The organism is Parapedobacter brassicae (genome assembly GCF_051400755.1).
Lineage (GTDB): Bacteria > Bacteroidota > Bacteroidia > Sphingobacteriales > Sphingobacteriaceae > Parapedobacter.
The window spans coordinates 1-14,078 of record NZ_JBLFFL010000016.1 but is presented as its reverse complement, the minus strand read 5'-3'; the positions used below and the strand labels follow the sequence as shown (position 1 = coordinate 14,078).

The window sequence follows — 14,078 nt, the reverse complement described above, 5'->3', positions numbered from 1 at the left end:
GGTGAAAGGCTAAGGCTGGATCAAAATAGCGTTTAGGAATAGGTTGATCCGGATGACACAGTTCACGTTACACTACCAAGCTGATGAATGAAAAATAAATCGGCTAATGCTGATAGTTATCTTCCAATACTTTCACAATATCACTTTCACGGAAAAAGGATTTTCCGCTCGAGTTTGATAAAGGGTATCAGTCCGTCATCCCTGTATTGCTGCAATGTCCGTTTGCTGATATGTAGCATTTCGCAGACCTATTCGCCTGTCAGATATATTTTAAGTGATGCCCAATACTATGATATAGATGTATTATCGTCCTTTTCTGCGCCCCCGGTAAAACAAAACTAATGAAGCTTTTTTGAATCATTGCCTACAAGTTCTGAACACGGCTATATCAATGTCAAACTCCGTCGTTTTTCACATGGAAAGCGCCAGGCCCGGATGGTCATCGGCGCTTTCCTGTTTTTCGGCGGGTTTCATGGGCTGTTCCATTTCAATCCGCTCCAGCTCATCCATCACCAATTCCCTGACCTCGCGCTTGATGGTCAGGTAATTCTCGCGGATATCCTCGGCGGTGACAGTGGCGATCCGGGGGATGGGTTTGTACCGTGCTTCCTCCCCAGCGATGGCATCGTGGTCATTCTGTATCTCGGCATGGAAGACCTTCTGGGTAATCTTCTCCCCGGGATTATCGGCTACGATGCCCACGAAGGCGCCGGATGACAGGGTGGCGATCTTCGAAGCGGGAATGGCGTGGTCAAGCTACGCGGACTTGGTGAATGTGGTGTGCGGATCGAGCGGGATTGCATCAGCGCGGGCACTGGCGTCCCATTATACACTGCCGAACTCTTCCGGATAGCTCACCGTTCCCGATATGCCCGCCAAACCGCCCTCCACCAATTCAATCGCCATAAAGACATTTTCCGGTACGTCAAACGGTGCTTTTATGCCCCATTTTTTTGCAGGGCTAAACCCGAACCGGGGATAGTAGTGCTCATGTCCCAAAACGATTACCGATGTATACCCCAACTTTCTGGCCACTTCAAGTCCATGTTTTATCAACATGCCCCCGATGCCCCTGTTCTGGAAGTCAGGCGCTACGCTCACCGGGGCCAATGCCAAACTCGTGAACGCTTTGTTGCCATTGTTTACAATCCGGATCTTGGTAAAACAGATGTGGCCGACGATCTCCGGCCCGATTGCCGCCACCAAGGAAAGCTTAGGTACGAATGCCTGTTTATTCTTCCTCAACCTGTCGACCAGCTTTGCCTCCTCATCCTGTCCAAAGGCCAGGCGGGTAACGTCACGGACAGCCTTGCCGTCTTCATTCCGTTCTTTTCTTATGGTGATGCTGTTATTCATCTTGATTTCCCTGATGGGCTGCTGGACGACGTGCCCGCAATGGGCACGGATGCCAACGCCCCGGCATGAAATTATGCGCCAAAAAAATAAAAGGTATCACGTACCGTAGAAATTACGGTACCAATCGGATCGGCCCCTCGAAGGCCCTAAACTATATCCATGCGCGAATATGTGAAACGGGTATGTCTCGTAGCCAGTAAATATAAGGATTTTTTAAAAAAGCGAAAAGCCCGGTATTTTTGGGATAACCGGACTTTTCTATCAACCTAAACCAATATCAATAACGGAAAAGCAACGCGTTTGTTTTGCGGGTGCCCCGAAATATTTTAATTATTTTAATCTAACGGGTCCGCTAAACTAATCGCTAAAATTGGAGGTTAGTAAGCCCCGGGGAAGGATCTGATCACCACAGGCCGGCTTTTGGTATCACCCGCCCGACGGGTAACGGGAAACCGGATGCTATCTTTCCACCACCTTCTTCAGGCTATCCAGCATGATTGCCCAGTTTTTTGCCGATTCTTTTTGTTCCTCTTCGGACCTGTTTTTGCCCTGTGTCAGCGTGACCGCTGTTTTTCCGCTTTGCTCCGTTAACTCAATGGTTACCGTGTGGTGATGCTCCGGTATATCGGGCAGCCCTGATAGCGGGCTGTAATGCGTGTATTGAAGTTTTTTGCCGGGAATTGTTTCAAGGATAATGCCTTTATCTTCATATTCCTTGCCATTCATCTCGCCCTTCCAGGAAATTGCACTTCCCTCCTTCCAATCGGATGCCACGGTAGCGCCAAACATGAATTCCTTGTTTTTCTGCGAATCCACCAACGCATCCCAGACGTTTTCCGCCGGAGCATTGATGATCGTTTGTGCTTTTGCAATCAGATTTTTCATGGCCATCGTTCTTTGTTTCTTTTTTAAACAGCTTACAGGCCAACTGGTTTTTGCCGATGCCTATTACGAACTTTTTGATGCTGGATATCCGATCACAGTGGCCGGCCCGAAGGACGAGATTTATCCCAAGGAGGATTTGAACGTATTTGCTAACTTTATTGTCAGCTAGCATTGGACCGGATTCGGGTTGACAGGTGTTGTTTTCGGAAAAAAATGAGATGATCCCCAACGACATGCTGAAATTCCGGATAGGATATACATGAAATCTTGCGTCCCTGGTTCGAATCCAGGTGGTACCACATAAAAAAGGGTCTTTTTTTATGCACCTACGCATAAAAAGTTCCGCAAGCCCTAATCGGAAAAAACGCTTCCAGAGAGGTTCTACAGGTTTTTTTGTTGAACCCGGCGCCGAGAGTGGCACAAATATGTCACAGAAATCAGGCGCCACAGAAAGTTAAGGTTTATGGCAACCGTAAGCGCAAAGGTGTTCAAACACCACAGGAAATCCGACGGTAGCTACAATGTTAAGATCAGGGTTTTCCACCACCAGAAAAAGTACATCGAAACCGAGTACTATGTTTCCGACAATTATAAATCAAGTTGAACATAGCCCAGACAACCGAAGTTACAAATTAAATCTGCCAACAACCGTTTGAGGTTAACCATTAATGAGTTTTTCAAAAATATCAGTAGGACTGCCTTTTAAATTTAGCTGGTCGAAGTAATTAAACCACCCTTCACTTACCATCAGCTTCTGGACAGCATCTGCTAGTTCGTCAGTTTCAATCGTCCAGATGACAAAGAAATTATATCCAGCGCGGTGAATGGTGTCCTGGTCATTTTCCTGCATACCAATTATAGTCACACCGTTGTCCATCAGTCCCTTAGAAACTTCATTCACATGTGTGAGGTAGGCGGTTCTATCTTCTTTGCTTAGATCGTTCCACGCTTGTGTAGGTGAAAAGATAACTTTAGTTAGAAGAGTCTAATACTTAATTACCTATCGCCAAAGATATAACCAATCAATATAGAATGAGATAGACAAATCATACCAATGATGTCACTATTAGTGCAAATGTTTTGGTCGATCGGGATTTGCGCAGCCATATTTATCATTGTTATACCGCTCACACCAGTCGTAAAGACAATTGCCAAAATATATTTATCTTAGGGATCATGAAATCAATAGTTCAATATCATTTTATCAATGAAAAATATGGGAAGACCTTACTGATAGATATTGTTCCGATTTCCGAAATCAATAAGTACATAGAAACAGAGCCCACCCATAGGCTTACTTATTACGATATGACTTTTATAACCAATGGAAATGAAAACGTATTAATTAATCAGACGGAATTGCATGTCCGTTCAGGAGATGTGATCTGTTCTATTCCCGGTGAGGTCTGGAGCTGGCCAAAACAGACAGCAATGCAAGGATACGTGCTGCTATTTGAAGAAGAATTTCTGTTCTCATTCTTCAACGATAAACAGTTTTTAAACAAACTCAGGTATCTGAAACCTGGCCGTACTTCGCCTTTGATACGGCTTAACAAAAATCTCTTTAAAAACGTTGTAGATTATCTGGAGCAAATAAACAATGAAATCCAACTGGGTGTTAATAGTAGCGATCATGTTCTCCGGGCGTTAGTCTATCTGATTTTGGCACTGCTTGAACGGGCGGAGGCCGTACCGGCTAATACTATCGACACATTCACAAAAGAAGAACAGGCCAACAGGCATACCCAGGTCTTCGTAGAGCTGGTAAACGAGCATTATTTACAGTCACATGATGTCCAGTTCTTTGCTGACAAACTTTTCATAACGGCAAATTATTTAAACAGGATGACGAAAGAGTATTTGGGTTCTACGGCTAAATCATTTATACTTAAAAGGTTAATTCAGGAAGCAAAAAACTTACTCGATTATACCAGCTTATCAGTTGCTGAGATCAGCAATCATTTAAAATTTGAAACGCCCAGCTACTTTGTCCGCCTTTTTCGAAACTATATGGGGATGACGCCAAAGCAATATCGTGATAGACGATACTAGTATTGGATTTTTAACTCTGGAGAATTTTTGTAATGACCGGTAGAATTTTCATTGGTCATGTATCAATCGGCCACCAACAACTACTTTTCCACAGAACAATATTTAACCCTTAATAAAATTAAACAGGAAGCTGGAACCCACAAAAAAGAGATAAAAGTCGATTATGATTCTAAAAAGACAATGTCAATCCCTATTACTGGTGTTATTGGTGTCTGCAACACCGTTGCTGGCTCAGCAAGGCAATAAAAGCGCAACCGCTAAATGGTTTAAAAAGCATGTGGAGGCCCAAACATCCTACAAACCCCGTATCATCAACATCACGGATCTCGGTGCCGATCCCGATGACGAACAGTCGCTGGTTAGACAGTTAGTGTCCGCTAGTGAATTCGATATCGAAGGATTGATAGTTTCTACCGGCTGCTGGAAGAAGTCGCAAAGCAACACCCGCATGCTCGACAAGATTGTAGCGGCTTACGGCGAAGCTTACCCTATGCTTCGTGTCCATGCCAGCGGGTATCCTGACCCGGCATATCTGAAATCAATTTCTGTACTGGGTCAAACGGGCTACGGAATGGGCGATGTAGGTAAGGATAAAGATAGTCCAGGTTCAGACCTGATTATAGCTTCAGCAGACAAGGATGACCCGCGCCCCCTATGGGTGATGGGCTGGGGCGGGATGAATACCATAGCCCAGGCAATCTGGAAAGTAAGGGAAACACGGTCGCCTGCAGCATTTGAAAAGTTTCTCAGCAAATTACGCCTGTACGATGTATTGGGGCAGGATGATGCCGGAGCCTGGATTGCCAAGAACTTCCCCGATGTTTTTTATATCCGTGCTAAAGGGGTGTATGACTGGGCCCCTTCCGACGAGTATATCGACACCTGTATACAGAACAACGGACCTTTGGGCGCGGTTTATCCCGATCGTAAATGGTCTACCGAAGGGGATTCGCCGGCATTTATGCATGTTTATCCCAATGGCCTGAATGATCCGGAAAAGATTGATCAGGGCGGCTGGGGCGGCCGTTTCAGCTTTACAAAGAAAGCAGGTATCCGCAGTATGTCTGAAGTGGCAAAAATTAATAAAGATGCTGAGCCGCAATACGATCCGTATTATATGTATGGTAACACCCCCGAGGGTGGCAAAGCCATCAAACGCTGGAGTGATGGGTACGATAACGATTTCGCAGCCCGCATGGACTGGAGTATTACCAGCAATTATAAAGATGCCAACCACCATCCTGTTGCCGTATTGAATGGCAATAAAAGCCGAAAGGTAATAGAGACAAAAGCCAGGGCCGGAGCGACAGTTAACTTGCGTGCCGCCGGATCTGCCGACCCCGATGGTGACGCGCTATCCTATAAATGGCATTTTTATAAGGAACCCAGTAGCTACGATGGGACGATAACTATTCGACAGAATACAGCTGCCATGGCTAAATTGGACATACCAAAGAACGCGGCAGGTAAGACAATCCATGTTATTTTAGAAGTTCGTGATAATGGCACTCCTAATCTGATTGCTTACCGTCGTTTAATTGTAAAAGTGAAGTAGTTATGAATATGAAAAGTATCTTCTTAATGTTTTGTTCACTGGCGCTTGTTTCACAAGCCCGGCCGCAATCGGCCAGTATAAGTGGTGTGGTAAAAGATAAATCAACACAACTCCCCGTTGGCGAAGCAGCAGTCCAGCTTCTGAAAAGGGGACAAAAAACAAAAACTGACAAGAAGGGGAAGTTTACCATTCGCATTCCCAAATTGGCACGCTCGCCGACAGATACCCTCTTAGTTATCGACAGCAGGTATTGTTCGCAGCGAATCGGGTTTCCATTATCGAAATCAACTGATGTAGAGATCAAACTGAGTGCTGCCAAAAACAGGCTCATTGTAACAACTGACCTGGGCGGCGTAGACCCTGACGATGAACAATCAATGGTACACCTGCTGGTGGGTGCTGATGCGTTCGATCTGGAAGGGTTGGTAGTGGGATTAGCATGGTTAAAGGCTGATCAAAACCAGCCTGGTATTAAGCCGCTCGGCGCCATTATCGATGCTTACGAGAAGGTGTATCCGAATCTTAGCGTACATGCCGACGGCTATCCAACTGCGGCTTATCTACGTTCTATAGTCGCTGTCGGACAGGCATTACCAAACATGTCAGGTGTGGGTGATAATAAAGGCAGTGCCGGCTCTGAGTTGATTATCAGGATGGTAGATAAAAATGACCCGCGACCGGTATGGCTGAATGCTTGGGGTGGTTCCAATACGATTGCCCAAGCACTCTGGACGGTGAAAACAACGCGTACTGAAGCTGAGCTGGCAAAGTTCATTAAAAAAATAAGAGTGTTTGACATTTTGGGTCAGGATGATGCCGGAGCATGGATTGCGAAAACGTTTCCTGGATTGATTTACATTCGCGCTAAATCTATTTATGGGTGGGCTCCGTCTGATGAATGGGTGAAAACTCACATCCAAAGTCACGGACCACTGGGAGCGGTGTACCCAAATAGAAGATGGGCAACCGAAGGAGACTCGCCTGCATTTCTTCATGTATGGGCACATGGCCTGAATGACCCTGACGCGCTGGATCAGGGTGGCTGGGGTGGCCGCTTTAACACAAAAAAAACAAGTGATATTCGGGTAATGGACATAACGGCAAGAACGCCGGGTTTCGATGAGAAACGGTACGATCCCTATTATATGTTTACCAACACATCCGAAGGGACTGCGGCCATAAATAAGTGGAAACAACACATTTACAACAACCTGCAAGCCCGTATGGATTGGAGCGTCACCCCTAACTACGCCGATGCCAACCATCATCCGATGGCAGTGCTGAATGGTGATAGAACGAAGCAGTCTATTGAAACGACGGCCACAGCAGGAACATCTATCCAACTAAATGCTACCGGTTCTTCTGATCCTGATGGCGATGTAATCTCATACAAATGGTATTTATATGATGCACCCAGCAGCTACAACGGGGCAGTATCTATTCAAAACAGTACATCTGCATGGGCTCAATTAGAAATTCCGAAGGATTCCGGTGGTAAAACCTTTCATATTATTTTGGAAGTACAAGATAATGGGACTCCTAACCTGGTTTCTTATCGTCGTTTTATCGTTCATGTGAAACCTGCATCTGAAATCCCCGGCTCTGGACAATGAGCCTAAACGAAGTACCTGTCTCCGGTATGCCGTATAAGCCTCACCCCGCTAAGGTGGTGGTGACGAAGGTGCTGCATTTTGATAATACGAGTTTGCCTTATCCGCTGCGGTAGATTTTGTTTTCCTTTCCAACCAGAACAATAAAGCCTTTGGGCAATGCAATATCCAGTACTTCCTTTTCAGCGATTCTATATCATCGTAATCAATATCAATGGTGAAAAAATCGACATATTCTTCAAAGATAAGGTAGTTGCGTCGATGCTAACTTGCATTTTTCACTAATTGCTTCTCGGTCTCCAGCAGGCAAAGAATGTGGCAAAAGAAGGTTCGCAAACAGATTCTCGCATGTCATCGGTCGGGTGTGACTTTAATAATAACTTCATACTATATGTTTATATTTGCTTAATGCCACAGGAAGTTAATAATCAAAAGTTAGCATGGCTAAATCAGAACCGGAAGCGCTATTCATTATGCCCGAAATGCAAAAAGGGCGAACTGGATACGAGGATTCCCAGGCAGTGGGTTATCAAGTTTTTTTTAGGCTGGCTTCCGTTAAGACGGTACCAGTGTAATAGCTGTCAACGCAAAATTTATATTTGGGTAGGATGATATAGATTTAAGGCAGAGCAAATGAAGTTGCGATAACTAAGGAGTTAATACCCTGGAAACACATGGTTAATATAGATCAACTACGTTTGTAACGTTAACACGTCTTCTCACAATAGCTTTATAATTGGTTAGTGAACGCTCCGGACTCCCCGTTTCGGAGCGTTCACATATAAAGTACCTGCCCAAATAACCAGGTTGCCTGAATTGTTTTTCCGGCAGGTCCCGAGATTTGCCAACAGATTAGAGCATTGGTTGGTCATATTTACGTGGTAATATTTGATGTATACCCCATTTCCGTCATTGCGGCGGCTTATCCAACTAAATTACGAAAACGCTTAAATCAACAATTATCAATAGCTGCGGGATAGTCATTATACAGTATTATGCATTTGTTCACTCGGCATGGCCGGTACCTAACCCACTGCCGCTGCCGTGATGGAAGATGAAAGCGGCATGAAACTGATCCATTGCGGCATTGATTACACCTTTCCTATATAAAGCTGTGGCCCGATGAGGAAGAGCGTAGAATTGCTACCTAGAAAATTATATTAAAAGTAGGCAGGTTGTAACAATGTGCCTTTTGCATGCGAGTCTGGAGCCTAACCGATAAGGCACTCAACAAGCACAAGCTTGTTATAGAATTTCGGTGGTTCAATATGGTGGTCACCTTAGTTTTCATTTCAAGAATGCCATGAAAAATTGCCGAATTTCGCTTTAGAAAATCCACAAATATGGCACTATGACACTTGCAATTTTAATCATTATTGCATAAATCTGGGCTTGTAGTTCTTTAGAAGGCCCCTTTTCCAACATATTTTTATCATTGAGGATGCCTGAAAATCCTTGTCAGCATAGCAAACGCATTGACAGTTATGGCAACGAAAAAAACACTCACTTTTGGACTGACTCACCTTGCTGTTGCGGTTAAAGATCTTCATGTAACCAAAACGTTCTACCAAACGGTGTTTGACATGGAAGTCATGTACGACGAAGCAGCATTTATTCAACTTGCCACACCCGGAACTCATGATATTCTGGTGTTTGAGAAAAACAAAACGGCAGATGGAAAATCTGGGGGCATTGCTCATTTTGGTTTCCGGCTTCGTGACCCCGAAGGTATCTCCCTAATGGAACAAAAGATTTTGAAAGCAGGCGGAAAAATCATCGACAAAGGCGAATTTCTTCCGGGCTCGCCGTACATTTTTTTCAGAGACCCTGACGGGTATGAAGTGGAAGTGTGGTATGAGGGTTCTTAGCTTATATAGCGCCGATCCTGATCAGGAAAACAAGACGGGATATCCGCGAAAAAAATAGCAGAATGGATAATCAACGGAAAATATTAGCTATCTTCGATCAGCTAAAGACAACTTGAATCATGGACAGTATAATCAACGAGCTGATCTCGACGGTGCTTCAGCTAGCCGTATTCACCCTGATCCCTTTCCTGGTGTATGTGATCATCAAGAAGAAAGTGGGCGGATTTTTCCGCTACGTCGGATTCGTTAAGACAACCTCGAAGGCCATCTGGCTGTCTTTGGGAACCTCGTTTTTCTTTTTGGCCGGAGCATTACTATTGGTGGTGTTCAGTGAAGACATCCGGCAAATCATGCTTACCCCGCCGAGCGTCACGGGCAAACTCCGGGAGATGGGATTCGGCGCGACATCCGTGATCACTCTGTTCCTCATCGCCTGCCTGAAGACTTCCTTGGCCGAAGAAATCCTTTTCCGGGGGTTCATCGCCAAACGGCTGACGAGTTGGTTGGGTTACCGGAAAGGTAATTTCTGGCAATCCCTCCTGTTTGCTGCCATCCATGCGTTGTTGTTTTGGGCGCTCACCAAAGCCGGGTGGCCATTTTTGCTGTTCATCTTCTTTTTCTCGGGGATAGCGGCTTATCTTATCGGCTACATCAAGGAAAAAGTGGGCAAGGGAAGTATCCTGCCCGGTTGGGTGGCTCATGGCACGGGGAACCTGGTATCCTATTGGATTATCGCGTTTGTGATTTAGGTTGTGTACTACCACCGATCCGGTGCTCCTTTCACTCGACAAACCGGTAACTGGCATGCACATCATAATCAATTCCATGTTTATCTTTTAGTTGCTGAATATGACGCAGTGTTGTCTTTCTGTGCGGGCTGGCAACACCGTCGCCATACGGTTCGAAGGAATGCAGGATGATTTCTTCAAGCGTACTGTCCAAGCTCATTCCTTTGTGTTCCGCCAGATCATGTAACAGGGATGTCAGCCGTTTTTCAAGCCGGACGGGCACATCCACGCGTTCGATTTTTATGGCCGGAGTAGTGGGCATGATGTAATGTCCGAACCCGAGATAGTTGCCGTATGGATCCTGGATCTGATAGTCGCGCATATCGTATGGCCGATCAGCAACGGGTTCGGTGACCGCCACCCCATTATTTTTGTGAAATTCATACAATTCATCAGCATCCTCCACCGCGAAATAGGCCGAGCAACCACCGGCGTTGTTTTCCTGTTTCATCAGATGTATAGCTACCCCATCGAGGCTTACCGAAGCAAAGTGAGGTGGGGCACCCCACTCAAATTCCAGTGTGAAACCCAGTTTTTCCGTGTAAAATAGGATGGCTTCGGGGATGTCCGGGACCGTGAAGCCCGGGTTTACACTGTTGCAGATCACCGAAGGGGGAACCGTCTTTGCCATATGATTGCAGGTTTTTTTGAAAGTCCGTCTGGGTTGATGTATTGTATTTTGTCGCTCATTTTGCTTGTCGTTTATTTGTCATGAATTGAGTTGCGCTGCATTAACTCGAAAACGCATACTCGTTACTTGGGTTGTCGAAATAATTTCTACGCGTTCTAGTTCTACGGGTGGGCAGCCCAATTGGTCGATAAGCCGTAACCCATTCCCAAGGATAAGAGGAAAAACATGGATGACTAATTCATCTACAAGGCCTAACTCAATGCCTTGCTGACCAATGCTATGACCCAATATTGCTACATTTTTAATTCCCGCCGCTTTTTTTGCAACTTCAATTACCTGTTTTACCCCGCCGGTAACAAACTGAAATGTTGTAGTGCCTATACTGAGGGGTTCCCGGGCATTATGGGTTACAACAAATTGCGGGATTTGTCCTCCTCCGTATGGAAGAGCCTCAGCCGTTACTTTATTATTTCTGAAATCTTTGTTTCCTAATACGACAGCTCCCAGTTCGCTCAAAATTCGATCGGCCATATCGTCAGAACCGTCGGACTCATAGTTGGAAATCCAATCCCAATCATCTTCGTTTGGTTTCGCAATAAAGCCGTCTATGGACATTGTTGCGTGTATTAGAACCTTTCCCATGATGCTGATTTGTGTCTTTTCAAGATGAATACTGTTAGCGATTCGTTGTTATCTTGCTGTCGTTATCGCTTTTTTTTCATACTTACCGTTCTTCCACAAAGTTATTAGTCAGCAAGGGAATTTCTGTAGTGCAAAAATGACAATCTGAGGGGGTAATTGAGACAACATCCGGGATAACAGTGTTGTCTTGTCAAAGTCAAGCTATCAGACGTGATCTCGTATTGCATACGGATGAGGAACAAAGGCTACCATTTGGACACTTCAATATTATTTAACCCCCCACTAAATCACCCACATCTTTTAAATCCCAATCTCGTAAAATTAATCTATTTGTTTCCAATATCATATCATTTTTTTCTCTCATTTTGCTGATATTTTTGATTTATTTTCTCAATTATTATTCATTATTTCCAACGCTTCGGTGACCCATTTTTATGCCCATTGCTGTTCCGGCGAGGCCCCTAAGTCATCGTCTGACGGTTTGGACCAGGGGATAACCGCTGTCTCGGGATATGGCAACGTAAAATAAAATACAGCGCCTTTTCCTACCTTATTTTCCACACCGATCTCGCCGCCGTGCTGCCGGATAATGGCATCGCAGATGTAGAGTCCCAGCCCCATTCCCGCGGAGCTCCTCATATCGCCCTCGCTTATCCTGAAAAAGCGCTCGAATATCCTGCCTTTCAGTTCTTCGGCGACACCGATACCTGAATCCATGACACTGACCCTGATCTGCCCGCCGTCGGTAGCTTCCGATGTGATGCTGATATCACCGCCATCCGGCGAGTATTTCATGGCATTTAAAATCAGGTTTGTCAGGGCCTGCCCGATCCGGTCCCTGTCAATAAAGACAGGCTGTACAGCACCTGCTTCGAAAATAAGCCGGTGTTTCCGGCTGAACAATTGCAGGTCATGGATATATTCCCCGATCAATCCGTTGAGATCCGTCTTTTCGGGATTCAGCTCCAGCAGGTCTTCCATTATCCTGGTCGTATCCACCAACCTGTCCAGTAAAATGATAAGGCGATCCGTTTGTTTTCCCAGCTTCCTGATGGCCTGGAAATTGGTTTCATCGCTGTTCTCATGGAACCGGTTCAGCAATAACTGGACATAGGCCTTGATACCGGTAACCGGCGTCATCAATTCATGGCTGGCCATCGCGATAAAATCATTCTTATGCTGCTCAAGCGTCTTCCTGCCGGTGATATCGATGACGCAGCCTGCCATGTGTTCCGCTTTGCCGGTTTTCGGCGCAGCATAGACCTGGGCATGGAATGCAAGCCAACGCTCGTTCCCGTTTGGGAGGACTACGCGGATATCCTCCCGTATCAGCCCCGAAGTACCGGATCTGCTGGCCCATTCAACGGCTTTCAGGTAACGGGCAAGGTCATCGGGATGGAAGACCGACCGGAATGCTGCGGCCAGGTCGGGTACGGTGGGAGGCACTTCGAACAGGCGCAGCATCTGGTTATCGGGCCTCACCTCGTCCTTTTCCAGATCCCAGATAAAGGTGCCCAATTCGGCAGCAAGGACGGCCGATTGCAACCGTTCTTCCGATTCGCGCAGGGCCTCTTCCGCTTTGCTCCTTTCGATCAGGTCAGCCGCCTGGCGGGCCAGGATGTCTAGGAGGCCGAGACTATGCTCGGACGGACGGTGCACCTTTTTCCAATGGGTGGAGATCATTCCGACGACTTTCCCGTCCCGCGAAACCAGCGGGGTTGTCTGTACGGAACGGATTCCAGACCAGCGGAAGGGATCGAGATCGTCTTCACCGATGAAATCGCATTGTTCGATATCGGAGGTTACCACCCGCTGTCCCAAGGCCAGCGCCATACCGCAGACGGTGCCCGAATGTGCCTTCACCCGTTTCCAGAACGCCGCAGACCGTGGATCGAAACCCTTCGAGGCCAGGAGGAGCAATTCATTTGCTTCCGGAACGAACAGTTGCATGCTGCCCATATCCGACCGGGAAAGCGTGACTGCCGCATCGAGGATATCCCGGTACAGTTGGTGTACGTTGTTCTCTGCTATCAGGCTGCTGCTGATTTCCTGTAATTTTCTCATGTCGGCCAGCTCTGCCGTGAATCTGTTCCCGTCTTGGCGTGGATTGTTAAGTTCTTTCATCGTTACGTTCCATATAACAGTAACAAAATATTGGAAGGATGGACTGAAAAATTTTCAGATTTATAACCGGGAAATTTTCTTGTGTACAGCCGGCAGATTGCTATAAATGTACCTGTTTTCTCATTTGTAATACCACCTGCACCCGGTATCATGGAAAAATAAACCGCAAAAGTCTTTTGATAGCCTTCAGCGCAGCTCATTCTGAAATAACCCATACGCCAGGATGGGATGTATCGGTTTCAGAATTGCTCCCGGTAATTATCGCAGTAGCAACGTTGAGAAAAATTATCATTATAATAGTACGATATGGAATCCATTATTTATGCCCGTTGATTCAAGTGTTTGACATGAATACAGCACTAAAATTCTATTGTGAAGTGTTAGGATTCCATATCCATGAAAGCGCTTCATGGAGCTGGCGAAGGAGGTCGGGAGGGAACGATACCTGACGGCAACAGCAAGTGCCGTGGAACGTAAGAAGAACACCGCTAGGTAGTGTAACGTGAACTGTGTCATCCGGATCAACCTATTCCTAAACACTATTTTGATTCAGGCGCAGCCTGTCAC

Annotated in this window: 16 protein-coding genes; 8 read left to right on the top strand and 8 right to left on the bottom strand. The window is 46.0% G+C overall.

Annotation, left to right across the window (positions count from 1 at the left end; translation table 11 throughout):
• Positions 1–146: 146 nt before the first annotated feature.
• On the bottom strand, positions 147–239 hold the full coding sequence (locus ACMGDE_RS19785; protein WP_436834571.1) for a helix-turn-helix domain-containing protein: 93 nt from the start codon (positions 237–239) through the stop codon (positions 147–149).
• A gap of 172 nt (positions 240–411) precedes the next feature.
• Positions 412–702: a hypothetical protein gene (locus tag ACMGDE_RS19780; protein ID WP_436834570.1), complete on the bottom strand. Its 291-nt coding sequence runs from the start codon at positions 700–702 to the stop codon at positions 412–414.
• Here ACMGDE_RS19780 and ACMGDE_RS19775 point away from each other — a divergent pair.
• Entirely contained in the window at positions 695–853 is a 159-nt protein-coding gene (locus ACMGDE_RS19775; RefSeq protein ID WP_436834569.1) for a hypothetical protein, read from the top strand. The genes ACMGDE_RS19780 and ACMGDE_RS19775 overlap by 8 nt on opposite strands.
• Here ACMGDE_RS19775 and ACMGDE_RS19770 read toward each other — a convergent pair.
• Both ACMGDE_RS19770 and ACMGDE_RS19765 read right to left on the bottom strand, forming a co-directional pair.
• Positions 826–1,356 carry a GNAT family N-acetyltransferase gene (locus tag ACMGDE_RS19770; RefSeq protein ID WP_436834568.1) on the bottom strand — a complete coding sequence of 177 codons (531 nt, stop codon included), beginning with the start codon at positions 1,354–1,356 and terminating at the stop codon, positions 826–828. The two genes, ACMGDE_RS19775 and ACMGDE_RS19770, sit on opposite strands and share 28 nt — an antisense overlap.
• A gap of 459 nt (positions 1,357–1,815) precedes the next feature.
• Positions 1,816–2,241 (bottom strand): SRPBCC family protein, encoded by a 426-nt coding sequence (locus tag ACMGDE_RS19765; protein ID WP_436834567.1) that lies wholly within the window; start codon positions 2,239–2,241, stop codon positions 1,816–1,818.
• On the opposite strand from ACMGDE_RS19765, the gene ACMGDE_RS19760 reads away from it, so the two are divergent.
• On the top strand, positions 2,240–2,410 hold the full coding sequence (locus ACMGDE_RS19760) for a hypothetical protein (protein WP_436834566.1): 171 nt from the start codon (positions 2,240–2,242) through the stop codon (positions 2,408–2,410). The genes ACMGDE_RS19765 and ACMGDE_RS19760 overlap by 2 nt on opposite strands.
• Positions 2,411–2,899: 489 nt before the next feature.
• On the opposite strand, the gene ACMGDE_RS19755 is transcribed toward ACMGDE_RS19760, so the two are convergent.
• Complete coding sequence (locus ACMGDE_RS19755) at positions 2,900–3,208, bottom strand: DUF6616 family protein (RefSeq protein ID WP_436834572.1); 309 nt, start codon at positions 3,206–3,208, stop codon at positions 2,900–2,902.
• Between the two features lie 209 nt (positions 3,209–3,417).
• On the opposite strand from ACMGDE_RS19755, the gene ACMGDE_RS19750 reads away from it, so the two are divergent.
• The 5 genes from ACMGDE_RS19750 (at position 3,418) to ACMGDE_RS19730 (ending at position 10,075) form a co-directional block, all read left to right on the top strand.
• Positions 3,418–4,293, top strand: a complete 876-nt coding sequence (locus ACMGDE_RS19750; protein ID WP_436834565.1) for a helix-turn-helix domain-containing protein — start codon at positions 3,418–3,420, stop codon at positions 4,291–4,293.
• Positions 4,294–4,456: 163 nt separating this feature from the next.
• The gene (locus tag ACMGDE_RS19745; RefSeq protein ID WP_436834564.1) at positions 4,457–5,848 is read left to right on the top strand and encodes a nucleoside hydrolase-like domain-containing protein; all 1,392 of its coding nucleotides are present in this window, start codon (positions 4,457–4,459) and stop codon (positions 5,846–5,848) included.
• Positions 5,849–5,850: 2 nt separating this feature from the next.
• A complete protein-coding gene (locus tag ACMGDE_RS19740) occupies positions 5,851–7,461 on the top strand; it encodes a nucleoside hydrolase-like domain-containing protein (protein ID WP_436834563.1) in 1,611 nt (536 codons plus the stop codon).
• Between the two features lie 1,481 nt (positions 7,462–8,942).
• On the top strand, positions 8,943–9,326 hold the full coding sequence (locus ACMGDE_RS19735) for a VOC family protein (RefSeq protein WP_436834562.1): 384 nt from the start codon (positions 8,943–8,945) through the stop codon (positions 9,324–9,326).
• A gap of 119 nt (positions 9,327–9,445) precedes the next feature.
• Positions 9,446–10,075, top strand: coding sequence for a CPBP family intramembrane glutamic endopeptidase (locus ACMGDE_RS19730; protein ID WP_436834561.1), 630 nt, complete (start codon positions 9,446–9,448; stop codon positions 10,073–10,075).
• A gap of 31 nt (positions 10,076–10,106) precedes the next feature.
• Here ACMGDE_RS19730 and ACMGDE_RS19725 read toward each other — a convergent pair whose 3' ends face one another.
• The 3 genes from ACMGDE_RS19725 to ACMGDE_RS19715 form a co-directional block, all read right to left on the bottom strand.
• Positions 10,107–10,745: a VOC family protein gene (locus tag ACMGDE_RS19725; RefSeq protein ID WP_436834560.1), complete on the bottom strand. Its 639-nt coding sequence runs from the start codon at positions 10,743–10,745 to the stop codon at positions 10,107–10,109.
• Between the two features lie 78 nt (positions 10,746–10,823).
• Positions 10,824–11,387 carry a dihydrofolate reductase family protein gene (locus ACMGDE_RS19720; RefSeq protein WP_436834559.1) on the bottom strand — a complete coding sequence of 188 codons (564 nt, stop codon included), beginning with the start codon at positions 11,385–11,387 and terminating at the stop codon, positions 10,824–10,826.
• 432 nt (positions 11,388–11,819) lie between these two features.
• Positions 11,820–13,511 (bottom strand): ATP-binding protein, encoded by a 1,692-nt coding sequence (locus ACMGDE_RS19715; protein ID WP_436834558.1) that lies wholly within the window; start codon positions 13,509–13,511, stop codon positions 11,820–11,822.
• Between the two features lie 176 nt (positions 13,512–13,687).
• On the opposite strand from ACMGDE_RS19715, the gene ACMGDE_RS19710 reads away from it, so the two are divergent.
• Positions 13,688–13,960 (top strand): VOC family protein, encoded by a 273-nt coding sequence (locus ACMGDE_RS19710; RefSeq protein ID WP_436834557.1) that lies wholly within the window; start codon positions 13,688–13,690, stop codon positions 13,958–13,960.
• The last annotated feature ends 118 nt before the right edge of the window (positions 13,961–14,078 follow it).